We start from the raw sequence: 23,609 nt of genomic DNA on the forward strand, positions 1-23,609 counted from the left end.
GCTAGTCCCTCGCTGATGTCTGTGGCGACGCGTCGGAAAGCGGCGTGCGGGCCGCGGCGGCAACCCGCGAGCGGCCATCCGGACCGGTCGGATGCAACAGCAACTGGCGCTGGTCACCCTGCGCCGTGCCGCGCAGCGTCCACGTGGTGTATCCGAGCCGCGTGTGACGCCCGAGTCTTAAGCGCGGCACCTCGTCTTGTCTGAGCACCAGCCGAAGGTCCCAGTCGAGCCCGTCGCGCGCATAGTTGCGCAGCCAGTCGGCGAGGCGGTTCAGGCTCTCGCCGCCCGGCAAAAAGCGCTCATAGTCGGCGCGGCTCAACGGCCCAATGACGATGCGGAACTTGTGCTGGCAATCCCACACGCGTGCGCCGAGCACCGTCGAGACGCCGAGCGCGGCGGACCCGTCCTGCGAGCCGAGGCGCGATAGCGAACCGGCGGGCAACGCCATCCAATGGCCGACCCACTGCTCGATCTCGACCGGCAGGTTGAAGAAACGCGCCAGCACCAGCTTCAGACCCGCGGCCGGACGCGTCGGCGCGGCAAGCAAACCGGCGAAGTGCAGCTTGGAGAAATCAGGCACGGCGTCGCGGTCTCGCAGCGTCGCCTCGCCGAGTCCGAACAGACTGCCGACATAAAAAGAGAAACGATCCCGCCCGGGACGATCGAGGCTCACCGCAGGCTGCGCATTGGCCCAGGCGCGGTAGAAAAGCGACACCATCCGGTGATGAAAGACGTCCAGAAAACGGGCGAAGGTCGGATCGTTCGCGTTGCGCGCACGGTCGCGCACGTACTCCGTGAGATGAGTCGGCAGCGGACCATGCGGCCCGAGCAGGCCGAAGAACTTGACCGCAAGGCGCGCGGGGTGGTGTTCGCTCGCCGCTGTGAAGGCGCCGAGCGTGGTGGGATGGAACACCAGCTCCGGTTCCTGCACGAAGCGAATCGCATCGTCGCGAGGCTGCAGCGACTCGCCCACGCGGGGCTTGTCCGGATACGCATTTTCCAGCAGCCGGATCGTCTGGAAAAAGTCAAAGCGATGCGCTTCGTCCTCGAGCCGGCGCAACAGTGTCAGAGCGTCCAGCATTGTCCGACCCTCGCTGGCCAGCGCATGATCTCGCCGCGCGAGACGGTCTTCACGACGGTCTCGGCGAACGAGTTGATCGATACGTATTGAGCAAAATAATGCGCGAGCACGGCGCCGAGCAAAAATGCGCCGGCGCCTTCGAACGCTGCTTCGTCGAGCGTCAGCGTCACTTCCAGTCCACGGCCGAACACGATCGGCCCCGCGCAGGGCAAGCGCCGTGTCACCGGACGAGAATCGATCGAGCGCACTCCTTCGATCAGGCGCTGGCTCGCGATGTCGTCGGAGGGGCAGTAAAGGCCCAGCAGATCGCGCAGCGCCCGGGCGCCCTCCTGCGCGTCGTTGTCGAGCAGCGACGCGTAATTCAGCGACAGGTGGCTCAACAGCCGCCACGCCACCGCGCCATGCGCGTACGAGGGCAGCGGCCGGCTCGGGCCGCTCACGCAGCGTATGGTTTGGACCGGCGCTTCCACGTCGAGCGTGAAATCGGCGGGCCCGACACCGATCGGCATGGTCAGCGGCAAGTCGCGGTTTGTACACAGCACCTGCAAGCCGAGCTGGCGAAGGTCGCCGCGAAACGGCGCGTTTGCCGCGTCCACCAGCGCGACAAACATCTCGCTGCCCAAATAGCTCGTGCGCGGCCCGCGCTCGTGCTGTCGCGCGGAAGGCAGGCGTTTCTCGCGGCGCACCTGGTAATAGGCACCGGCCCGATATGTGGCTCCGAGATCGCGCGCGTGATAGAACGGCTCGAACTGCTGTTCGCCGCCGGCACCCGCGCTGTAACCGGTCGCCGCCTGGATCTGATAGATCTCGAAGTCCATCGGCCGTGTTCGGTCGGCGACCACGTGATATTCGAATTGCTCGTCAGACAGCGCAATTCGATCCGTGCGCCGCGAAAACAGGTTGACCGCGGGCGTGCAATGCAGCGCGAAATTCGTGGCGTCGAGCGATTGTTCGAGCAGCGGATCATTGCGCCTGAGCAGCACGATCACCTCGATCTCCGTGTCGGCACAACGCCGCAATGCCGCCTGCAAGCCGTCGATTGCCACAAACATGAAGCGCTGCGGAAATGCGAAATACTCCTGCAAGAGCCGATAGCCGCCAAACGACTGCCGGCTGACCGGCAGCAACGCTTCGTCTTCCGTAAAACCAAGCGGGCGCAACGCCGTCGCGGGCAACTGCACATGCCAGGCGGCCGGACGTTTGGCCGGCATCACGACGACGCCGCTCACCGAACCGAGCAGACGTTCATGAATGCGCGTGGCGAGCCCGTCGGTGCCGCGCAGATAGAGTGTCAGCCGGTCGAGCTTCAACTGGTTGAGCTTGAGACCGGCGGTCGCCCGCAGGCGCAGCCTGAGGCCGGCCTTGATAGCTCCCCCAGCGGCCATGCTCGCCGGCAACGCGCTATCCATGCCGCCGAGCGAGCCTGAATGCGTAAAAAATCTGGCCTCGGCGATTTCGAGCGGCCAGAGCGTCAGTTCATGCGCGCTGCGGTATTCGCAGCGCGTCGAGCCGTTCTTGTCGAGCACGCTGCGCAGTGCGCTGCCGCGGGCAATCCGCACGCCGTCCGCGAGACTGGTGCTCGTGAGATCGGGCTGAATCTGCACCACGGCCATCGACGGCGTCGGCGTGAGGTAATGGGGATACACCAGTTCCGCGAGGTGCTGCGTGAAGCGCGGAAACTCATCGTCTATTTTCAGCTGGACGCGCGCCGCAAGAAAGCTGAATCCCTCGAGCAGACGCTCGACATAGGGGTCCGCGCATTCGAGACTTTCGAGTCCGAGCCGCCCGGCGATTTTCGGAAACTCGCGGGCGAACTCGCCGCCCATCTCCCGGAGATGCTGCAGCTCCTGACTGTAGTATTTGATCAGGTCTGGATTCATGGTTTCAGCGCGGTCCGCCCTGGTCGATCACCCGGATTTCGCCGGCTTCCAGGTCCAGTTCGGTCCTGAAGTAGAGACGCTCCGGATAAGGCTGCGCCCACAGATCGCCCTCGACGAGAAACGACACGGTGTTATGACGCCCAGTCGTTTCTTCGAGCTGCATGGAACTGACTCGCACCGTATCGCGCAAGATGCGTGGCTCGAACGCCCAGATCGCGTCGCGCACCAGCTTGCCGAGTTGCAGCGGATCCATGCCGGATGCAGTCTTGCCGGCAATGTCCGGTAAGCCGAAATTGATCACCGAGGTCGCAACATAGGGATAGCCCGTGAGATCCTGCACCGACGCGAGGCCATTGGCGTTGAGCAGCCACGCGAGATCGCGCTGCACGCTCTGGCGCAGCGCGCGCATCGACAGGACGCGGCGCTCTCGCGGCTCCACTTTCTTCTCGGGTTCGAGGTCGGTCAGCCGGTCGAGCAGCGAAGGCTGCAGGCGGTCCCGGGCGGTAAGCTCAGCCATGGTTCGGCACGGCCGCGCCGCCCTCTTGCGGATGCATGTCGCCACTCGTCAGTTCGATGGTGCGCACGTCGAATAACGCATAGTCGTCGACATCCGAGGTGAACATGCGCTGCCCCACGGGATGCGAAGCCGCTGTATCGTCACTGGCCCATTCGGTCAAATGCGCGAGCCACAACGAAGGATTCTTTTCTGCGAGCGTGCCTGGATAGCGAGTCGGAATGAGGCCGGCTGCCTGGCCGTCGTTGGCCCACGTGAAGACGGCCGGCATCCAGACGCGATCGCGCAGGTCCGATGGCGGCTCGATTTCGATGCGTTTGATGCGGGCAAACGGAATCCAGTAATAACGGCCGTTCAATATGGTTTCCAGCGTGGGGCCAAGCCGGTTGTCCGCGTCCGCCAGCCACGCGAATGGCTCGCCGTTCAATGTCCCGGCTGTAGCGGGCGCCTCGTCAAAGGCCTGCGCGCGCGCGGCGACCGCCGCGCGGGTGTCGCCGGCGGCATCGAATCGTAATGCTTCGAGTAGTAGCGCGAGCCAGCCGGTCGGCTCGCCGAAAATCAGCGGCGCTCGCTCGCCTTTGAAAACCGCCTCGCGCAGCGCCTCGCATTGCAGCGCTCCGCGATAGGTTTGCACCATGGGCAACGCCGCGGCATCGAGCTCGCCCGCTACGTTGAGTTGCGTGAGCGCACGATCCCATGCCCCGGTTACCGCGAGTAACTGGAACAGAAAGACGCGATATGCGGCTTTCGACGGCTCCTTGCGAACCCGGCTTTGCAATTCACTCAGGCACCCGTCGAGATCGCCTTCGCGCAAACGCTCTTCTGCGGTCATGCTGGCTCGCTCCGGTCAGGCTTACGTCATGCCACGCGCCATCGCACTGCGGCGGCGCGGCCCATGCAGTGCGGTCGCCCTATGCGGTCACCCGTTCAACTCTCGGCGTTGGCGGGAATATTCCATTTCACTTCGACCACGCCGCCCTCCTTCGCACCCTTCGCGTTCTGCGGCTGATACTCGACATGGAACTTCTCGAAGTTGAGCGTCACGTTTTCGGTAAAGCGCTCTTCACCACCCGAACCTCCCGTCGAATAAGAGCTAACCAGCACACCTTCCAGTGTGATCTTGTAGTACTCCAGCGGATTGTCGCCGCCCGCCTTGCGCACGGTCAGTAGCGCTTTGTCGATGTGCGTGCCTTTGGTGCAGGCCGCCATGATCGGCGGACTCGCCTTGTCGCTGTATTTGGTAAATGAAAGATCCTGCACCGACACCTTGCCGGCCCCGCCCCCAGTGCCCATATGCATCGTGCCGCTCTGGCTCAGGCCCCAGCTCCACGCGAGCAACTCGATTTCCTCCTTATGGGTCTTGTCCTGCGACTCGCCCTTGATATCGCCCAGCTTCATGAACATATCGATGGCCATGTCTTCCTCCACTCAAAACGATTCGTCACTGCAATAGGGTTTCCGTTATGCCGCCTTGGCGGACGGAAGCTTTGAAACCAGCCGTAGCGATACGGTCAGACCTTCCAACTGATAATGCGGACGCAGGAAAAACTTCGATGTGTAGTAACCCGGATTGCCTTCGACCTCCTCGATGACCACCTCCGCGGCGGCGAGCGGCCGTCGCGCTTTAGACTCTTCCGTCGAGTGCGCCGGATCGCCATCCACGTACTGGAGGATCCAGTTTTGCAGCCAGCGCTGCATGTCGTCCTTCTCCTTGAAGCTGCCGATCTTGTCGCGCACGATGCACTTCAGGTAATGCGCAAAGCGGCTGCATGCGAACAGATAAGGCAGACGCGCGGCCAGGTTCGCGTTAGCGGTGGCGTCGGGGTCTTCGTACTCCGCCGGCTTATGCAGCGACTGCGCGCCGATAAAGGCAGCGAAATCGGAGTTCTTTTTGTGGACGAGCGGCATAAAGCCGTTTTTCGCCAGCTCCGCTTCGCGGCGATCGCTGATGGCGATTTCGGTTGGGCATTTCATGTCGACGCCACCGTCATCCGTGGGGAACGCATGCACCGGCAGATTCTCGATCGCTCCGCCCGACTCGATGCCGCGAATCCGCGAGCACCAGCCATACATCTTGAATGAGCGGTTGATGTTGGTCGCCATCGCATAGGCCGCATTGGCCCACGCATACTTGCTGCTGTCCGCGCCAGCCGTGTCTTCTTCGAAATTGAACTCATCGACCGGATTGGACTTGGCGCCGTAGGGCGCGCGCGCAAGAAAGCGCGGCATGGCGAGGCCCACGTAACGCGAATCCTCCGAATCGCGCAGCGAGCGCCACGCTGCATGCTCGGGGGTCTGAAAAATCTTTGTCAGGTCACGCGGATTGGCCAGTTCCTGCCACGAATCCATGAGCATCACAGCGGGGTCGGCGCCCGCGATGAACGGCGCGTGCGAAGCGGCCGAAATCTTCGCAATCTGCGTCAGCAAATCGACGTCCGGTCCGCTGTTATCGAAGTAGTAATCGGCTACCAGCGCGCCATAAGGCTCTCCTCCGAACTGGCCGTATTCCTCTTCGTAGAGCTTTTTGAAGATGGGGCTTTGATCCCACGCGGTGCCCTTGTATTTCTTGAGCGTCTTGTGCAGATCGCCCTTCGATACGTTCATCACGCGGATTTTCAGCGACTCGTCCGTCTCCGTGTTGTTCACCAGATAGTGCAAGCCGCGCCATGCGCTCTCGACCTTCTGGAATTCCTCCGAGTGGATGATCTGGTTGATCTGCGCGGTAAGCTTCGCGTCGATCTGCGCGATCAGCGCTTCGATCGTGGCGAGCACATCGCCGGAAATCACGTTGCTGTCGCGCAGCGCCTGTTCGGCGAGCGTGCGCACCGCGGTTTCCACGGCTTCCTTCGCCTTGTCGCTCTTCGGTTTGAATTCCTTTTGCAGCAAGTTGGCGAAATCGCTCACTTCAAGCGCCGTTTCGCGGGGTTGCGCTTGCCCTTGGGTGGTAGGTTCAGCCATCGTAGACTCCCCTTAGATCACGCTCATTCCTGCGGCTTCGGTGCGGATGCTAACGACTGCAGCAACGCTGGGTCGTTCAGCAGTTTCGCGATCAGATCCTCCGCGCCGGTCTTGCCGTCCATGTAGGTCAGCAGGTTTTGCAACTGGCCTCGCGCCTCCAGCAGTCTGGACAACGCATCTACCTTGCGCGCGACCGCCGCGGGCGAAAAGTCGTCCATGCTCTCGAACGTCATGTCGACCGCAAGATTGCCCTCGCCTGTCAACATGTTCGGCACCTGCACCGCGACACGCGGTTTCATCGACTTCAGACGTTCGTCGAAATTGTCGACGTCGATCTCGAGAAACTTTCGATCTGCTACCGGCGCGAGCGGGTCCGCCGGCTGACCCGAGAGGTCGGCGAGCACACCCATGACGAAAGGCAGATTGACCTTCTTCTCCGAACCGTAGACCTCGACGTCATACTCGATCTGAACGCGCGGCGCTCGATTGCGCGCGATGAACTTCTGGCTGCTTTCCTTTGCCACGACTGTTCCCCTGGTTGACGCTGCACGAGCCGAGAGCGGCGTGGCGCGTGACTGGCGTTGCAAAACGTGAAAAAGCCATCCCTGCTCGACTACTCGTTCTCATTCTCGATACCGCCGACCTGCCGCGCCTGGCCCATGCCTTCGGGCGCGAGGTCCTGCAAGATCTCCATGAAGCTTTTGTCGACCAGACGACGCGCGCGCATCAGCAACATCGGCACCGGACTGGAGGGTTCCTGGCGCTCGTAGTAAGCGCAGATCTTGTCGATCATTCGCACGACGTCCTGGCGATTCAAAATGTCGCCGGAGATCTGCATGGCGGTCGGCGTCGCGAGCTTGCGTGCTCCGGCGTCCGCCTCGCCAGCCTGCGCATCCGTGACAACGGGGCCGCCGCCTGTATCGCTGCTCGTATCTCCGATACGCTCGCCGATAAAGTCGGCGGCTCGCCGCAGCATCCGCACGAGCGGCGCGAGGTCGATCGAACGCGCAGCGCCGACACGTTCGGTCAACACCGTTTCGATGCGCGTGGCGCTCCTCAGCGCGTCGCTCAAGGCCGCATGCGTTGCGACCGCGTCTTCGTGCGCATCGGCGATGGCCGCGTCGATAGAACTGAGCGACTGCGCTTCGGCGTCATCCGGCGACGGTACTTCGCCGGTTGCATATTCGATGCTGCGCAAGGTGATCACGCCGTGTGCGCGGGAAGACACGAGCGGCGCATCGCGAACGTCGAGCAGCAGGCCGGACTGATCGGTAAGCGCAGCAAGCGCGTTGACGCGGGCAGTGGGATCGTTGTCGTCGTCGGGATCGAGCCGTGGATAGACGTGGTCCCAGCGCTGTTCCAGCAGGCCCTCGATAAGCGCGAGACTCTCCGCAAAACCGCTGAAACCTTCACGGTTCAAAAGCGCGCGAGACAGGTGCACGGCGATACGCAGATCGCGGCTCTTTGCCAGCAGGCCGAGCGATAACGTTTCCGCAATTTTCCAGTCTGGCGGGGTGGCGGCGACAACGGTCTCACCGTACTGCACATCCGGCTTGCCATGTACGACCTGTTCCAGTTCGAGGAACTCAGAGTCGTACTCGAGGTCGTCCCCGCAAGGATTGGCATCTGAAATTTCGGCAAGCATTGCGCCGGCAGCAAGCGTGGCCATGTCTCGGATCGGTCTCGGATGAATAGTCTCTACGTACCGCGAAGGCCGGCACGGGGCGCCTCGATTGCAATGAATCAGCACTTCCAGAAGCGCATGTCAAGTTCATTCAATTGCTTATGCGCCCGTAATTCAGTGCAGCATTCTCACTCCGGACTTTCTCCACGGCCAATCCGAATACGAGAGTAGCACGCAGCCTGAAAAAGCAAAGGCAGGCATCAATAAAAATGAGGTTGCGTTAATTGAATCAACTATTATCCAGTCGTTCAGGTTCATTAACTATTTAAAACGCGACCGTCAGCTTACATGCCTGTAAACATAAGACGATATCATTGCTTCGGACATGCTTTCGGCTTTTCTGGCGGACTATCCACCGTTTTTCCAGCCATATAGGTAAACGAACGGGACGCTATCTTTTTTCAAGAATTTCCGTGCCATCAAGAGGCAACCCCGGCCGCGCATGCATTTAAGGGTTTATACCAGACGCGTTCGGACCGCAGCGTGAATTACCATTAATCACACATCAGCTTTAACAGTTTGCGAATGAGATCGAGCCAATAAACCGGCTATCGGTCTGGCGCTGCTGTTGGCGCAATTTTTGTGCATATGCGAATTGCGCGGGACCGGACGTACGCTTTACCGATCGCAGGCGGCCGCGATGCTTCATGTTCAATGCCAGCCCACCGGCGAGGTGGACAGCAAAGCGCCGCGGCAGCAGAGCCCAGCACTGCGGGGGGACAGGTGGAAAATACCCAAAGCACCACGGCAATCGTCGACCACGCAATGGACGGCATGCTTCCCGACCTGTGGCAGCGGCGCACATCGTTAAGTCACGACGAAATGGCGTCCATCTATACGATCGTGCGGCGTGCGTTGAGGGGCTATCACCCGTCAGAGTTGCAGGCGCTAGGCGAGGACAAGGAAGAGCTCATCTCGCAGTTCCTCTATCTGAAAGTATTCCGTCTGGAGTCCGCGCCGACGGCAGCAACCAGCTTCCCGCTGCACAGCGCGCCCTCGAGCAGCCATGCAGTGTGCGCGTACTTTCGCCGCTATCTCATCGACTGCTTGCGCAGTGCGGCCCATCAACACAACGTGTCGCTGGATGAAGGCGACGTCATGCTCGAACTCGACCGTCAAACGGCTTTCCATCCCGATCCGATCGGCTCAGTTCTGATGCAATACGGGTTGCACGAAGCAGAAGTGCGCGAATCGGCGTCGCACTTCATCGACTCGCTCGACGACGCCGACCGCATGCTGCTCGCCGGCAGTCTTGGCTGGCTCTCGAACAAGAAAGGCGGTCTGTCGCAAATAGCAGCGCGCTATGGCATTGCTTCGTATCACTACCGCGCGCGTAAGCTTGGTGTCACGTTGAAGAAGCGTTCGATACCGGCCGACTTCGCCCGCACGGGAATCGGCCAATGGATCGAGGGCAGGCTCGGCATCGACATCGTACCGGGCAATCGCATCGCCATTTTGCTGGTGTTGGGCATTCTGTCCGCACAGTCCCACGCGCAGGAATGAGCTCGCAAGACCATCAGCCAATGAGGGGTCAACGGTGCAACTCGTCACCGCAAGCCTGACTGACCAAGGCGGCCGGCCACGCAATGAAGACTCGTTCGGCGACTGGTCGAGCGAGCGGCTCTACTGTTGCGTCGTCGCGGACGGCGCCGGTGGACACGGGGGCGGCGATACGGCCTCGCGCATTGTCGTCGATTCAGTGCTGGCGGATTTGCGCTATCTGACCGTTACCGAATTGCCGCCGACGGGCGAGCGGCTTGTCAGCGCGCTAGCGCATGCGAACGAAAACATCGTCGAAGAACAATCGCGCGGTAGCGGCGACGAAACGGACATGCGGTCGACAGCCGTAGTGCTGGCGATCGACCGCGAATGCCGAACCGCTGCATGGGCGCACTGCGGAGACACGCGGCTCTACTGTTTCCGCCAGGGTCAGATTCACGCGCAGACTCGCGATCACAGCATGGTTCAGGAAATGGTCGACGCACGGTTGCTCCTTGCAGAGGAGATACGCCATCATCCGCGCCGCAACGTGCTGTACGCCGCGCTCGGCACAGAAGATCAACTGGACATTGCGGGCTCGGACGGCACTTTCGCATTGCTTGAAGGCGATGCTTTTCTGATCTGCACCGATGGTCTCTGGGAATACGACGAAGAAACCTTTGTTCGCGATGCGCTCGCGTCCGCCGGGACGCCCGCTGCGTGGCTCGACGCGCTTGCCGCCAGAGTGCGCGCGACCGCCAGGGCCAATCACGACAATTACACCGCGGTCGCGGTATGGGTGCGAGGCGATGATCTGGAGACGACGGTGTTGAAACCGACACCTCGTTCGGCGCTGGTTTAGCTATACCCGCTCCCCGCTCCCCGCGCCACGTTGCAAGATGCGCACGTCTCGCGCGGCTTGGCCCCTCACGCCTAAAAATCTCCGCAACCGTGCTGACCAGTCAGCACCATACAGCTGTTCAGATTCGGTTGCGAGCGAACGCGCTTCCATTCCACGGCGAGCAGATCCTGCGTATCACCGGGTGGCGCCGTTGTGAAGAGCGGCTGGTTCGAGCCGACGCAAATGTTGGTGCCTTGCAGGTTGTTTTCATAGACAAAGGTTCGTTCGTCGTTGCCGAAAAAAATTTGCAAGCCGCTTTGGGCGACCGGCTGGGGAACCAGTTGCTCGACCGTCAGCGTGCCCGCAACGTTGTTCACCACGTAACCTGCGCTCGACACGAAATTCGGATCGATCGCATACTGCCCGGCGGGCGAAGCCGGCGTCGCAGCCGAGCTCAGGCTGCCGCTCAGCGCGCCCGCGGCGGTGTCCCCATTGATAAGGCCGCTCGCGGTGTACGTAAATGGCGGATTGGGCGCGCCGATTGGACGCGTTTTGCCATCGGCAGTGACCGTTAGCGTAGGCCGGTCGACATACACGAAATGGTTGCCTGTCGCGGGCACCATGCCGCCCCAACTGCAACCAGAGCCGAACACGCACCCGTAGAAATTGGGCTGCGCGCTGTTGGGCTGCACGTTTCCACGCGTTTCGCCATTCCACGTCAGTGCCCACGTTCGCCACGCGTTGCCGGCGCTCAGCGTCCCGCTTCCAGCATTAGTGAAGACGCCCCCTTCCATCACAAGGTCGATCGATCCGCCAGCGTTCAGATTCGTATTGGCTCCGCCAGTCGGTCCGCCGGGCGACGCCGCGCCACCGCCCAGCCCAATATTGCCCGTGGCTGCCTGGGCGTTGAGACTGCCCGTGAGTGTGGAGTTTGTGCCGTCGATCGTCGTTACAGTGCTGGATGTGGAATTGAAGGTGCGACTGACGACCGGACCGATCACGAAACCGCTTGAATTCTGGAAGTCGACACTGCCCGCGCCGACCATCGACAGCACGCCAATCTGGTTTTGCGGGTCGGTCAACAGGAACGCACCCGGGCCTGCGAGCATCAGCCCGGCCGCCTGAATGCCGCCGGGATCGGTAACCTGCCCCGCCGATGCCAGCGTCAGCGTTTTGCCGGGTAACGACAAGCCAAAGGGCAATGTAATGCCCTGGCTGCCTGAGCCCGGATTGGCTAGTGTCAGGCTGGTGCGGAAGCTGGGGCGCGGCGGGGTGCAGGCGGTGCTGCCCGACGGGCATTGCCCGTTCACCGTAATGGGACCCGTGTGCGTGCTGGACCCGAGGACGATCGTCTGCAAGGTCGTCGCGAACGTCTGGACTGTCGATGAATCGATGTTGAAGCCCCCACCCGTGCCGAATAAGCTAATCGTCGTCTCGTCGAGCGCGGTAGTGGCGAAATTGTTCGAAGCATCGACCGAAGCGGGCGCCAACACCAGGGTGCCGTTAGGTGCGTCGATGGTCGCGGACCCGTCGATGGTCGAGGACCGACTGAGCAGGCTGCTGGTGCTGCCGTCGTTGGAGGCACGCAAAATGACGGAACCCCGATCGCCAGCCGTGATCGTGACCGGTCCCGGGTTATCACCGGACTCTGATGGCAGCGGTACGGCGCCAATCGCCACACCGGCGTCCGCGGTGTTAGTCGATCCGGTGAGCAGGACGGAGCTGCCGGAACCTTGAGCCTGAACGCTACCGTTCAGGATCAGGACGCCATAGTCGAAGAGCTGATTCGTCGGGCCTTCGGTTCCTGTTGGGCCCGCCACCGCCCCACGAAGATCAATGCGATTGCCGTTCACAGACCGAATGGAGGAGCCGTCGGTCAGCAGAACCCCGTATGCGTTCGACCCCGTCGCGCTGCCGAACACGGATATCACGCCCGTGTTCGTGGAAATTTGCGAGGGTTGCCCTTCCGTGCCGGCACTGTTTTCGATACGGACACCGTCAACCGAAGCGGCGGACGAAACCGCTGCCCGGCTCGTTCCGATCAACGTAATGTTCCCGCTCGTTGTCGTAATTGAGGAGCCGTCAATTACCGCGGCGGGTCCCTGGTTGGAGGCGGCTGAAATTGAGACGGCCCCATTCAATGTCGTGATGCTGCTGTTTGTGAGACTAACCGGACCGTTGTTGGCAATCGAAAAGTTTCCTCCGCCGGTGGCTACATTCGCGGTGGTCAGACTGACGGTACCGGTGCCGACCGTGGACGCATTGACGTTCGCCTCCAGAACCACGTTGAGCGGGCCTGACAGAGAGGTGATGTCTTGCCCGGCATCCGTGATGGAACCGAGTGCGCTGAGCGTGAGCGTCGGTGCCGCACTGGAGTTTGCGGCGGTCGCCGTCTTCTGGATTGGCGTCAGGATGAGGATGTCGCCGGCTTGCGCCCCAACGCCTGCTGAGGCGGCCGTCGAAATCGTCACCGAAGTTCCGGCGTTCAGTTCGGTGGTGATCAGCGAGCTGACCACCTGGCTATCCGCGCCCGCGGGTTCGAACGTCGTGGGCGTTGTGCTATTGCCGGGCGTCTCGGTCGCGGGAGTGCCGGACGCAGCCTGGACGATATCGATATTCTGCGGGTCGAGTTTCCACGTGCCACCCTTGCCTTTAGGCGCAGAGGCGTCGATCTTCGCCCCAGTGGTGTCCAGATAGTGCCCGGACGTCTCGATCAGTCCGCCGTCGCCGCCCTGCGGGCCGCCGGTCGCAGACAGCATGCCGTAGATGCGGCTGACGATATTGCTGAACGCCACCACATTTCCGCCATTGCCGTTCGCCAGCGCATCCGCACGAACGTCCGCCGTCGGCGCCATCCAGACACCGTTCGCATTGCGGATGTCGGGGTCCGCGCCGCCTGCGCCGCCACCCAAACGAATCTTGCCGCCACCCGCCGCACCGCTCGCGTCGACATGCGCGCCGTCCAGAAGCGCGACGTTGAAGCCCGTGGCATCGATGCGCCCGCCCGTCAACCCGGCGCCGCCGGTTGCGTCGAGCGTGCCGCTCAACTGCGCCACGCCGCTCCTGCCGCCATCCAGCAGGATGTGGCCGTTGCGTTCGGTCAGACTCTGTGCACGAACGATGCCTTGCTGGTTGATCACGGTCCCCGCAAGGGCATCGGCCGACTGCGCGCTCATCACAACCACGCCGCCATCCGCAGCCAGGCTGCCGGTGTTTCCGAGCAACGCGTTCGCGGTGCCCTGATTGATCTTGAGGGTCGTCAAGCCATCGCCAGCGAAGTCGAGCGTGATATCGCTGCCCGCGCCGAGCGCAACGGTGCCGAGCCGCGCGGCCACGGTCCCGGCGTTACTGACCGTGCCGCCGAGCAACGCAATGGTCCCTCCGCCCTGCGCAGTGAGCGAACCCCGATTGACAACAGCGCCCGGAGACGCCCCCACGAAATGGAAATTGCCGGCAAGGAAATCCGCGTCCCCGATATTCAGCGTCGAGGCGATCATCGACCCGACATTGACCACCGAACCCTGCGCGAAGATCACACCCGAGGGATTCACCAGAAACACCTTGCCGTTCGCCTGCAAGCGCCCGGCGATGACACTCGGGTCGTTGCCGGTCACACGATTGAGTAGCGCCGAACTCGCCGACGGCTGCGCGATCACGACCGATTCTTTCGGGCCGATAGAAAACGAATTCCAGTTGACGATCGCATTGGGCGTCTTCTGCCCGATGTTCATCTGCCCCCCGCTCGGCGAGGTGACGCTGACGGAACCGGAGACCACCTGAGCGCCGGTCGGATTAGCGAGCAACGATGGCGGGCAGGACGCGGCGAGCAGCAGCGCCGCCGCCCCGGCGGTAATGGAGGCACGCCTCCATAGCACACTGCACGGCTTTTTCATGGCAGACCTCCGCGCCGGACAGACCCGGCTACACGCGTTGGAACAAGCCCTTTCCTGTTGCTCTGCTCTGTCCGTCAGCAGCACTGGACGAAAAGAGGAAGTCCGATGGTTAGTCTCGGGCTCAAAACGCCTTGGACAACTGCACGTAAATCCGCGGCACGCGATCGTTATTGGTCGTGTCCGGTCCGGTCGTGCGCCACGCAATCGTGCCTTGCACGGAGAACCCGGCCGGGGCGGCCCAGAATGCGCCGATGCCTACTCCGCTGCGCGTGATGCTGTTGGCGCCCTCGGCCGGTCGCGGGTTCGCGTTGTAGCGGCCCGCGCCGAAGTCGAAGAAACCCAGGAGCGTGAGCCGCGACGTCACCGCGTAACGCCCCTCCAAAGTCGCGACGAAGCCTTCGTCGACGAGCGCCTCGGAAGGCGAATATGCGCGCACAGCATGCGGTCCGCCGAGCAGGAAGCGAGACGAGTTGTCAAGCGTCGTCGCAGCATACTGACCGGATATGCCCACGAAAATACTTGCCTTGTCGGTCAGCGCATTGAGCCGGTTGGCAAAGAACGTCACGCGCATTTCCGTGCCGGCTGTATTTCGTCCAAGAGCCGATTCGTCGAGCGCCCGGTCCGCCTCCGACTTGAAGTGGAGCGAGCCGACCAGCAACGCCAGATCGGCACTGTTGAAGCCGCCGCCGAGCAAACCGTCACGGCTCTCGTAACTGAGCCCGACGCTGCCTTCGATCATCGACCTGTGAATGTGCTGGGAAACGAGGCCGATGTTGTCGATCAGATCGCGGTACTCGAGGTTCGCTCGTCCGAGCAGATTGACATTGCGGGCTCGCACGAGCGGATGCGTCACCGTCAGATCGACGACGGTGGCTTCGCCTTGCGCATCGAGCGACGAAAACTCCTTGCCGAGCGCGTAGTTCAGCCGCGCCGCCGCGACGCCGACTCGTGTGCCGTACGGATTGACGGGCGCTTCATAGCCGATGCGTCCGTATGCGGTGTCGAGCCGCTCGCTGCCGAGCAGGCGCAGATCCAGGTTGTCGCCAATCATGAATGGCGAGTTCAACCTCGCCAGCGCGCCGAGCCGCCAGGTGCCGCTCGACGGCACGCCGAAGTTGTCGATATCGGCGGCGAAGCTCCAGCGTTTGGCGGGCGCGACGTTGATCGTCAGATCGGCCGTGCCGACCTCGCTGCCGGCCTCGATCGCCGACGACACCACGATGCCCGGTAAATCCGAGAGCAGCAGCATCGTGCGTTCGAGGTCGTGCTGCTGGAGCGGCGCGCCGACCGGAATCGCAGCCACTCGCTCACGCAGCAGCGACTCGCGCACCGGCGTGCCCGCCGCCACGTTCAGATTAATGTGCCCAACGCGTCCTTCGAGCACGCTCAGCTGGAGATTGCCGTCGCTGACGTCCTGCGGCGGGATCACCACCTGCGCGAGTACATAGCCGCGCTCGCGATAAATGCGCGTCATGCGTGCGGCAATTGTCTCGATGTCCGCAAAACCAATTGCCGTGCCGATCCGGTCGCGCACTGGCGCGAGCAACTGGTCAGCCGGAATCGTATCGTTGCCGCTGATCGAGATGCTCTTGAGCACGAACGTCGGTCCGGGCGCAGTCACGCCGGGCGGCGCGGGGGGTGGCACGGCCGGCAGTGCGGCCGCTCCACCGGGCGGCGCGGGACGTGTCTCGCGCGGCTGCGTCTGGTTGAGCAGACTGCCGGCGTTGGGCAAGGTCTGCCCCCACGCCAGTGCGCTGCTGCAGGACACAACGGCGGCAATCAGTCGGATTCGGATCATCGCCATTCAGCGCGCGATCGTCACGCGCCAGCCTCCCATCAGATCGAACGGTGCCCAGAAAAACGGATGCGAGAAACGCGGGTTTTTGAGCACGGTCAATTGCGCGGTCCGCATCGCGTCGATGGCCTCACGCCCTTCGGTCAGTTGTGCGTAGAAAGTGCGCATGGTCAGCGCGCTCGATTCGTCCGCGACCGGCCACATCGACACGATCAGGCTGGTGGCGCCCGCATAGAAGAACGCGCGCGTGAAGCCGAGTATTTCGTCGCCACGCGCAATCCGGCCAAGCCCGGTCTCACACGCGGACAAGGTCACGAGCGCGACGTCCTTGAGGTCAAGGTTGTAGATGTCCCGCGCGAGCAGCACGTCGGGGCCGTCGGCGGGCTGTCCAGGAGGTGCCAGCAAGATACTCGAATGCAATGGATCGAGCGTGTCCGCCTGGGCGTGCGTCGCGACGTGCAGTACTCGGCCAGCGGGCGCGTTGTCGCGAAAGCTCACGCGTGTCGCCGCGCTATGCAGGAACACCTCGTTGCGCGCGAAGAGCGGCGCGACGCCCTTCACTTCCGCTTCGGCGCCGGGCAATGCGAACGCGGGCGTGATGGTCGGATTGCCGAATGCGACCAGGTTGCTCGCGATCCTCTGCTGTCGTTGCGCGAGCTGCACCGCGATACTCGCCGACGGTTCGAGCGCAATGGCATGACGTTCTATCAGAAAGCCGCTGGCGTCGTGAAACGCCTGAAACGGCAAATAGTGAAGCGCGCCGTGCGGCACGATGATGAGTCGCTCGTTCGGGCGCAGGCCGAGCGGTCCGATCAGCAATGCGTTGAACTTGTCGCCATAGGTCAGCGCGGCCGTACTTCGGCGCACGATGGCATTGCGCAGGTCAGTGACGGCGGCGCTCAGGTCCGCGCGCGAGATCGGCAGCGTGTGTCCGGTCAGGCCGTCGCGACGCACGACCCAGACAACCAGCGATTTTTCGAGGCTATGAAATTCGACAATCGCCTCGTCCGGCTTCAGCGCGCTGCGCGTCGCGGCGAGACTCGGCACCTGCCCGTTCAATTGCAGGTTGTCCACACCGGCATCGACGCGGTTGCGCACCACGTCGAGCAACGCGCGCGCGCGGCTGCGTTCGGACAGATTCCAGGCGCTCTCGTAATCGCCGGTTTCGAGCGTCAACGCGATCGCCTGTTCGAACACCGTCTGCGTGTCGCCGAAAAGGCCGGTCTTGAATTCATCGCTGTGAAAGCGCGCGCGGATCTTCTCCGCTTCGCCGACGGCCGTGAGGTATGCGTCGCGGGCCGCGGGTCGGTTACCCAGCGCGAGGTTCGCGCGGCCAATTCCTTCATAGGCCCATAACGCGTCGTAGCCAGCGTCGCTCGATGCGCCGCTTTGCTTTAGCAGCGCTTCAAAGGCGCGTTTCGCGTCATCGGGCTTGCCTTCGGCGAGCAGAAGGTTGCCCTCGATTCGCCGATAGGCCGGCGCGAACTCCGCGGTTGCGGGCGGGCCGGCGGCGTCAAACGTCGTGCGCGCGGTGCTCGTGTCGCCCGCTGCGATGCGGGCGTTGGTCATCGACAGCAGAACCAGTGGCTTATAGCGCGGCGACGCGGTGGCGAGCGCGTCGTTGTACGCGGCGAGCGCCTCTTGCGGATTGCCACGGCGCAACGCGACGTCGCCGAGCACCTTGTTGGCCGGCGCATAGACCTGCTCGGGCGCCTTGGGCGTGGAGGCGAGCGCGTCGCGTGCATAGCGCACTGCGTTGTCGAGGTCGCCCGCGTAGCTGTAGGCGATCGCCAGATCGCGCTTGGAGAGCGCCGCGAGGTCGGCGTTATTGGTCTGCCCGGCGATTACCAGCGCGCGCGCCGCGGCGTTGACGCTGTCGCGGAAGTCACCGCGCTCCGCAGCCGCGACCGACATGCTGCAATAGTCGTAGGCAGGCAATTTGACGCGATCGCGCGACAACAGAAGCCGCCCTTCCGCGGTCAGCGTATTGAGCGTTTCGGCGTCGCGTTCGCGTTCGACGGCCTGGCGAAAAGCGGGAGATTCGGGCGCGAGCCCAGTGTTGCTGGAACGTTCTGCTACGGGAACGGACGCGTCAGCCGCGAGCGCTCCGCCTGCTGCAAGCAGCATGGCCGAACCGAAGGCGAGCGCTGCGGCTAGCAGCGTCGCGTCATTACGCAGGCTCAACGCCGCAGGGTGGCACCGCGTCCTGAGGGCAATGCGCACCATCCCGCTCGGCAGACCTTCGCGCGCGTTCACGTCTAACATCCTGCAAGACGGTAAAAGGAAACGGCTGGCGGACGGAATGCGCACACGGCCTGCGGCTGCATGCGAAGTTCGACTACATCGTTGTAAACGATTTGGCCCCACGGATTTTGAAATCCCCGGCGTGCGCGCTGAACGAATGGATTCGCCTGCTTGCGCGCCGTTTTTCAAAAATCGTCGCGCTGATCGTCTTAAAGATGCACGCGTCTCACGCGTGGCGGTGACGCTTGCGTGCGCGGTGCTTCGTCATGGAATACTCCAGGGAGCCAAAGCCGATGAGCAGCCCCGACGACAAAACGGTGATCGTGCAGCGGCAGCCCGCGCCAGATGGTCAGCAAGGCGGCGCGGATGCAGCGGATCCGGACCGCACCGTCGTCACCCGGCCACCAACGCCCGCTGGCAATGCACAACACGCACTGCCCGCCGGCACGCGGCTCGGCGAGTTCGAGATCGTGAGCGTGATCGGCGAAGGCGGTTTCGGCATCGTGTACCTCGCCCACGATACGCAGCTCGGGCGAAACGTCGCAATCAAGGAATACATTCCGGCCGCGCTCGCCTCGCGCGTCGGCACAGCCGAAGTGTCGGTCAGGTCGCAGCGTCATGAAGACACCTTCCGCGCGGGACTCAAGAGCTTCATCAACGAGGCGCGACTGCTCGCGCGCTTCGATCACCATTCCCTCGTCAAGGTGTACCGGTTCTGGGAAGCGAACGGCACGGCATACATGGTGATGCCGTACTACGAAGGCATGACGCTGCGCGACGGTTTGCGCCTCATGCCCACGCCTCCAGACGAAGCATGGCTGTTCGGCCTGCTCACTCCGTTGATAGACGCGCTCGCGGTGCTGCATGCGGCACAGTGCTATCACCGTGACATAGCGCCGGACAACATCATGTTGCTCAAAGGCGGCGGGCGCCCGCTTCTGCTCGACTTCGGCGCGGCGCGGCGCGTGATTGGCGACATGACGCAGGCGCTGACGGTCATTCTGAAGCCAGGCTATGCGCCGATCGAGCAATACGCCGAAGTAGCCGCGCTTAAGCAGGGGCCATGGACCGACGTCTATGCGCTCGCCGCAGTGGTGTATTTTGCGATTCTTGGTAAAACGCCACCGCCTTCGGTCGGCCGCATGATGAGCGACACCTATGTGCCGCTCGCCGATGCGGCGGCGGGCCGGTATTCAGAGCGTTTCCTGCGTGCGATCGACCACGCGCTCGCCGTGCGTCCGGAAAGCCGCCCACAGAGCGTGCATGTGCTCGCTAGGGAACTGGGTATTTCGATGCCCGATCCTGCCGACATTGCGAGCGGCAGCGATGCATCTGGAGTGGGCGATCTGCGCGGCTCATCGTCGAGCGCGACGTTGCGCAATCCCTCGAGTGCCAGCGGCGAATCCATGGGCGAAAGTAACAGCACACAGCGCCGCCCACAACCGCCGGCAGCCGCCGTGCTCGACGCGAAGAATCGCAACAGAACCGGGTTGATCGCCGGCGCCGCCGTTTGCGTCGTTGCGCTTGCGGCCGTCGGTGCCTGGATGGCAACGCGTTCGTCGGCACCGGTCGCGACGGCACCCCGCTCTTCACCTCCATCTTCACTTACCAGCGCCGAACCGTCTTCACACTCGGCCCGGATGGCTGCGGTCGCGCCATCCGTGAGCCCATCGCCGCCACCGGTGTCTCAGGCGGCGGCAACGCCGCCTCCAGACACACTTGCGGCCTTCACGCCCGGCAGCGAATTCGAGCGGATCGCGACGCTGGCTGATCCCGCTATTCATGTCACTGGAACACTGCGCAGCACGACGGCCCGCATCGGCAAGGATCATCTGCAATTCAAGGTGAGCAGCAACCGCGCCGGCTACGTCTATGTGTTCATGGTTGACCCGTCCAATCAGTACCTGATGCTGTTTCCGAACGGACTGGACCGCAACAACACGATCACGGCCGGGCAGACACTCTCGCTGCCGCGTGCGAGTTGGCCGATGCTGGCGGGCGAGCCGCCCGGGCCCAACCGTTTTCTGGTGCTGGTGTCGCCTGAGCCGCGCGATTTCTCTGTGGCTGGCCTGAAACCCGGAGCCGTGTTCGCCGCCTTTCCGGAGGACGCCCAACGCGAGGCCGCGACGCGGCGCACATCTCAGTATTCGCCGTTTGCCGGCAAGCCACTCTGTGCAGCGGGTGCGTCAGACTGCCCCAATGAATTCGGCGTGACCAGCTTCACCATCGACGCCGTCAAACCGGCGGGATAAACGCGCGCGCAATGTTCGGCGGGGAGGCCGCATGCAGACCATATGTTGCTTGCGTTGTCTGCATGCCTTGCCAGCCTTGTTGGCGGGGAGCGCGAACAACCCGTCCAGGAAACGTCTATGAAAACGCGCCGGTATGGCGCCGTCGGCATCAGATGCCGATTGCCTGGTCAGCGATCCGGTGCTTTGCGTCGACGACGCCCCATGACCTTTGTCTCCTAACCGTGGCCCGCCGCGGTGCCGGTTCCTAGTGGCGAATCGTCAAAGGACGCCAACTGGTCTTGTCTTGCGGCGGTGTCCAGTTCGCATCGGCGATATCGGCGATGGGCTGGTAGTTGCCATTGGCTGTCGGCTCGAGGAAGCGGCACCAGTTTTCGGGGACATCCTCCCAGTCGATGTGCAGGCACAAGCGACCTTCCTCGGTGACGTTCCAGCGGCCGCTCGCGCTGTGCGCGCCGTTACGGAAGCCCGCGCCGCCCCAGTAGACGGTGAGCGTACCGTCGGGCTTATTGACCCACTGTCTGAGAGCGCCTGCCGTATTGGTTCGTAGCATCGTCGAGCCCGGCAGCAACGCCAGCAATTGGTCCCGAGTAAGTCGCGCAGGACGCCCCGCACCTGCCCCGTGCTGATCGTCGGGACCGGCAGAACCCGCCTGCGCTCGCGGACTTGTATTGGCTTGCGTCTGCTGCGGCTCTGATGCCGGCTGCGGTGTGTGCGCCGGTTGCGGCAACGCCGTTGCCGGCCTGGTTGCAGTCGGCTCGATTACAGTTGGTTGGGACGCAGGTGGTGCGCCCGGGAGAGCCGCCGCGGAGACCGTCGACGCTGCCGTGGGCACACTGGCCGCTTGCTGTGACCGGCTTGCTGCAGGAACCGCCGTTTCCGAAGCAGCCTTCGCGTGGAGCTTTGCCTTCGCCGCGGCGGCGCGTTGCTCCGCTTTGCGTTTTTTCTGCGACTCGTCAGCGCGCGGCTGGGACGCCTGATCGAGAACAAAATCGACGCGCTGGATGCGGGAGCCGGACTCTCGCATCAAAAGTTGGGCAGACTTCGATGCCGGCAAAACGGCGCCAGACTGCGCAAATTGAGTTTCCTGCGCCCGCGCGGCATCGAGACAAAGCAGCGCAAGCGCCGCGGGGAAAACCATTGTCCCAATCGGGTGGCTCAACGTGGTACCAGTCCACATCGTAGGTCTCAGCTTAGAAGAGACAAAATGTCCGGCTCAAGCTTCCAACAAAATAGTCTATCGGCGCAGCTCTTAGCAATCGGAAGTTTGCCCGACGGACGCTTTCCAGAAGTCCCGCAGTTGATGTGTAGGGCGACCGATCTGGAAAAGTGAAATCCAGTAGGCACAGGCGCATGCATCCCCCAGGAGCGCGCCATACAAATGAACTTTGTCATGGTGCGGCGGTGTTGACGTAGACGAGCAGCGCCTGACTCACGTTCTACTCCTTTTTGTAGGACGGTTCGGCCGTGCGCAGATTTCAAAACCACGCGTGCGAATTCGTCTACAGCGACAAGAGGGTCGCAGCTCGTCTTATCAGGACCCGCCCGTCGTCCAAAGAGCTAGCGGCAAATTGCAAAACGATCCGCCTGAAACGAATTAGCAATCGGGTATGCAAAGGACGGAAAATGCATCTATTTTCACGGCTGTTTCGCAATGATCCGCGGCTTCAGGCGTGCCTCACGTCCGATCCGGCACACATCACGCCCGGTTGCGTCGGGGATTCGGTCGGCAAGATCCAGACGGCGCTTGCCTATCTGGACGGCGCGCAGATCGTCGCGCTCGAGTTAGAGACAAAGCGGTATGGACCGTCTACCGCTGCGGCCGTGCTTGCTTATAAACAAAAGCGCAACATCATCAACCGCGCCTATCAGACCAAAGCCGATAACATCGTCGGCAAGATGACTATCGCCGCCCTGGATAAGGAAATTGCACAGCGCGAGAGACAGACGCGAATAACGATAGAAAGCGTCTGTTGTCGCTTCGATCAAAAGACCGGCGCGCCGGTCTGAAACTGAAAGGAGAGTCGCGTGGGTACCGCGTGGGAAGATCCGGTCAAGAACAGAAAGCAGTTGACTGTCTTCGCGGGCAGCAGCATAACAGGCGGCAAATGGTCCGGTGTGTTTTCCAACGCGATCAAGGAATTCAACCGACTCTCTACCGCTCACGCGCTCGGAGTCGTGCTGACTCAAACGACTCAGGCACCCGATTCAAACGGCCCGGGCGGGGCGAATGTACAGTTCGAAGCCGGTGCCGGCAGCGTGAATTTCACCGCATTCGGACAGGCATTTTCGGTATCTGTGGACGGTAAAGCTCTCGCGGGGCACACATCGCAGGTCATGCTTTCCTTCAACGGCGTCGCGCGCATCGCGAAGGCCTTTATCGTAGTGCCGGTCACTCCTGAAATCGGCGATTTGGGGCGACGCGTAGCCGGCGATGGAATAAAGCTGCTGATTGCGGTCCACGAATTGTTCCATGCCTGCGGGTTATCCTCCACCGATCATAATCCCGACGATCTTTTCAACGGCTTCCCCCAGGCTATCAAAGGAGGGACACCGGCGGAAGACAGAATCGAGGTCAACCATCATAAGCGACTCCCGCCGCTGTTTCTCAGTTCCATGACCATTGGTGCCGTTCAGGCGCTCTGGAAATGAGCGTCGTTTTCCAGGGCACTCTGAGTGGGCGTTCGTTTCATCGAAATATACTGGAGACCTAACTATCTGTCTGCAGTCGCTCGTGACACTAAGACAGTGTATGACTCACTCCTTGGAGGAGGAGCGTGGCCATATGATGAAAACGGCCGCCACCAGGCGACGCGAACCTGAACTGTGGCGGAAGTGGCAGCGCTACGCAAACGACCTGGGGCACCCTTGTTCGCCACCATCTAACAGTACAGGTGCGCCGGGCATATCGATGACATTCTGATGTCGTCAGAGCTAGGGGATTCCCCTACAAAAGAGCATGCCAAATGTTGCTTACACGACGTTAGAATG

17 protein-coding genes are annotated in these 23,609 nt (G+C 62.5%); 5 read left to right on the forward strand and 12 right to left on the reverse strand.

Annotated features, from left to right (window positions below):
- Position 1: 1 nt before the first annotated feature.
- From tssG to tssA, 8 genes are all read right to left on the reverse strand, one after another.
- Positions 2–1,081 carry a type VI secretion system baseplate subunit TssG gene (gene tssG / locus RW095_RS28210; protein WP_317022060.1) on the reverse strand — a complete coding sequence of 360 codons (1,080 nt, stop codon included), beginning with the start codon at positions 1,079–1,081 and terminating at the stop codon, positions 2–4.
- Positions 1,066–2,961 carry a type VI secretion system baseplate subunit TssF gene (gene tssF, locus RW095_RS28215; protein ID WP_317022061.1) on the reverse strand — a complete coding sequence of 632 codons (1,896 nt, stop codon included), beginning with the start codon at positions 2,959–2,961 and terminating at the stop codon, positions 1,066–1,068. The genes tssG and tssF overlap by 16 nt, the downstream gene beginning before the upstream one ends.
- Before the next feature lie 4 nt (positions 2,962–2,965).
- Positions 2,966–3,478 carry a type VI secretion system baseplate subunit TssE gene (gene tssE / locus RW095_RS28220; protein ID WP_128598298.1) on the reverse strand — a complete coding sequence of 171 codons (513 nt, stop codon included), beginning with the start codon at positions 3,476–3,478 and terminating at the stop codon, positions 2,966–2,968.
- Positions 3,471–4,307 (reverse strand): type VI secretion system accessory protein TagJ, encoded by an 837-nt coding sequence (locus tag RW095_RS28225; protein WP_317022062.1) that lies wholly within the window; start codon positions 4,305–4,307, stop codon positions 3,471–3,473. Before RW095_RS28225 ends, tssE begins: the two co-directional genes overlap by 8 nt.
- A gap of 95 nt (positions 4,308–4,402) precedes the next feature.
- Positions 4,403–4,891, reverse strand: a complete 489-nt coding sequence (locus tag RW095_RS28230) for an Hcp family type VI secretion system effector (RefSeq protein ID WP_128588221.1) — start codon at positions 4,889–4,891, stop codon at positions 4,403–4,405.
- 45 nt (positions 4,892–4,936) lie between these two features.
- Entirely contained in the window at positions 4,937–6,433 is a 1,497-nt protein-coding gene (gene tssC / locus RW095_RS28235; RefSeq protein WP_317022063.1) for a type VI secretion system contractile sheath large subunit, read from the reverse strand.
- Positions 6,434–6,456: 23 nt separating this feature from the next.
- Positions 6,457–6,957 (reverse strand): type VI secretion system contractile sheath small subunit, encoded by a 501-nt coding sequence (gene tssB, locus RW095_RS28240; protein ID WP_128588217.1) that lies wholly within the window; start codon positions 6,955–6,957, stop codon positions 6,457–6,459.
- 89 nt (positions 6,958–7,046) lie between these two features.
- Positions 7,047–8,102 (reverse strand): type VI secretion system protein TssA, encoded by a 1,056-nt coding sequence (tssA, locus tag RW095_RS28245; protein WP_317022064.1) that lies wholly within the window; start codon positions 8,100–8,102, stop codon positions 7,047–7,049.
- 837 nt (positions 8,103–8,939) lie between these two features.
- Here tssA and RW095_RS28250 point away from each other — a divergent pair.
- Together RW095_RS28250 and RW095_RS28255 are read left to right on the forward strand one after the other, a co-directional pair.
- Positions 8,940–9,620, forward strand: coding sequence for a hypothetical protein (locus tag RW095_RS28250; protein WP_236597360.1), 681 nt, complete (start codon positions 8,940–8,942; stop codon positions 9,618–9,620).
- A gap of 34 nt (positions 9,621–9,654) precedes the next feature.
- A complete protein-coding gene (locus RW095_RS28255; RefSeq protein WP_317022065.1) occupies positions 9,655–10,458 on the forward strand; it encodes a PP2C family protein-serine/threonine phosphatase in 804 nt (267 codons plus the stop codon).
- A 71-nt stretch (positions 10,459–10,529) separates the two neighbouring features.
- Here the strand turns inward: RW095_RS28255 and RW095_RS28260 are convergent, their stop codons facing one another.
- The 3 genes from RW095_RS28260 to RW095_RS28270 all read right to left on the reverse strand — a co-directional run bounded on the left by RW095_RS28260 (position 10,530) and on the right by RW095_RS28270 (position 18,381).
- Positions 10,530–14,330, reverse strand: coding sequence for a two-partner secretion domain-containing protein (locus RW095_RS28260; protein WP_317022066.1), 3,801 nt, complete (start codon positions 14,328–14,330; stop codon positions 10,530–10,532).
- Between the two features lie 121 nt (positions 14,331–14,451).
- Positions 14,452–16,128 (reverse strand): ShlB/FhaC/HecB family hemolysin secretion/activation protein, encoded by a 1,677-nt coding sequence (locus RW095_RS28265; RefSeq protein ID WP_317022067.1) that lies wholly within the window; start codon positions 16,126–16,128, stop codon positions 14,452–14,454.
- Between the two features lie 6 nt (positions 16,129–16,134).
- On the reverse strand, positions 16,135–18,381 hold the full coding sequence (locus RW095_RS28270; protein ID WP_317022068.1) for a CHAT domain-containing protein: 2,247 nt from the start codon (positions 18,379–18,381) through the stop codon (positions 16,135–16,137).
- A gap of 281 nt (positions 18,382–18,662) precedes the next feature.
- Here RW095_RS28270 and RW095_RS28275 point away from each other — a divergent pair, with 281 nt between their 5' ends.
- Positions 18,663–20,621 carry a serine/threonine-protein kinase gene (locus tag RW095_RS28275; protein WP_317022069.1) on the forward strand — a complete coding sequence of 653 codons (1,959 nt, stop codon included), beginning with the start codon at positions 18,663–18,665 and terminating at the stop codon, positions 20,619–20,621.
- A gap of 244 nt (positions 20,622–20,865) precedes the next feature.
- On the opposite strand, the gene RW095_RS28280 is transcribed toward RW095_RS28275, so the two are convergent.
- Positions 20,866–21,171, reverse strand: coding sequence for a DUF995 domain-containing protein (locus RW095_RS28280; RefSeq protein ID WP_317022070.1), 306 nt, complete (start codon positions 21,169–21,171; stop codon positions 20,866–20,868).
- A 914-nt stretch (positions 21,172–22,085) separates the two neighbouring features.
- On the opposite strand from RW095_RS28280, the gene RW095_RS28285 reads away from it, so the two are divergent.
- Both RW095_RS28285 and RW095_RS28290 read left to right on the forward strand, forming a co-directional pair.
- Positions 22,086–22,628, forward strand: a complete 543-nt coding sequence (locus RW095_RS28285; protein WP_317022071.1) for a peptidoglycan-binding domain-containing protein — start codon at positions 22,086–22,088, stop codon at positions 22,626–22,628.
- Between the two features lie 18 nt (positions 22,629–22,646).
- Complete coding sequence (locus tag RW095_RS28290; protein WP_317022072.1) at positions 22,647–23,270, forward strand: hypothetical protein; 624 nt, start codon at positions 22,647–22,649, stop codon at positions 23,268–23,270.
- The last annotated feature ends 339 nt before the right edge of the window (positions 23,271–23,609 follow it).

It is taken from the genome of Paraburkholderia kirstenboschensis, assembly GCF_032806925.1.
Lineage (GTDB): Bacteria > Pseudomonadota > Gammaproteobacteria > Burkholderiales > Burkholderiaceae > Paraburkholderia > Paraburkholderia kirstenboschensis.

What these genes read in the sequence shown, in the direction of transcription:
- tssG (WP_317022060.1), bottom strand. Translation starts at nt 1,081, where the DNA reads ATGCTGGACGCTCTGACACTGTTGCGCCGGCTCGAGGACGAAGCGCAT.
- tssF (WP_317022061.1), bottom strand. Translation starts at nt 2,961, where the DNA reads ATGAATCCAGACCTGATCAAATACTACAGTCAGGAGCTGCAGCATCTC.
- tssE (WP_128598298.1), bottom strand. Translation starts at nt 3,478, where the DNA reads ATGGCTGAGCTTACCGCCCGGGACCGCCTGCAGCCTTCGCTGCTCGAC.
- RW095_RS28225 (WP_317022062.1), bottom strand. Translation starts at nt 4,307, where the DNA reads ATGACCGCAGAAGAGCGTTTGCGCGAAGGCGATCTCGACGGGTGCCTG.
- RW095_RS28230 (WP_128588221.1), bottom strand. Translation starts at nt 4,891, where the DNA reads ATGGCCATCGATATGTTCATGAAGCTGGGCGATATCAAGGGCGAGTCG.
- tssC (WP_317022063.1), bottom strand. Translation starts at nt 6,433, where the DNA reads ATGGCTGAACCTACCACCCAAGGGCAAGCGCAACCCCGCGAAACGGCG.
- tssA (WP_317022064.1), bottom strand. Translation starts at nt 8,102, where the DNA reads ATGGCCACGCTTGCTGCCGGCGCAATGCTTGCCGAAATTTCAGATGCC.
- RW095_RS28250 (WP_236597360.1), top strand. Translation starts at nt 8,940, where the DNA reads ATGGCGTCCATCTATACGATCGTGCGGCGTGCGTTGAGGGGCTATCAC.
- RW095_RS28260 (WP_317022066.1), bottom strand. Translation starts at nt 14,330, where the DNA reads ATGAAAAAGCCGTGCAGTGTGCTATGGAGGCGTGCCTCCATTACCGCC.
- RW095_RS28265 (WP_317022067.1), bottom strand. Translation starts at nt 16,128, where the DNA reads ATGATCCGAATCCGACTGATTGCCGCCGTTGTGTCCTGCAGCAGCGCA.
- RW095_RS28275 (WP_317022069.1), top strand. Translation starts at nt 18,663, where the DNA reads ATGAGCAGCCCCGACGACAAAACGGTGATCGTGCAGCGGCAGCCCGCG.
- RW095_RS28280 (WP_317022070.1), bottom strand. Translation starts at nt 21,171, where the DNA reads ATGCTACGAACCAATACGGCAGGCGCTCTCAGACAGTGGGTCAATAAG.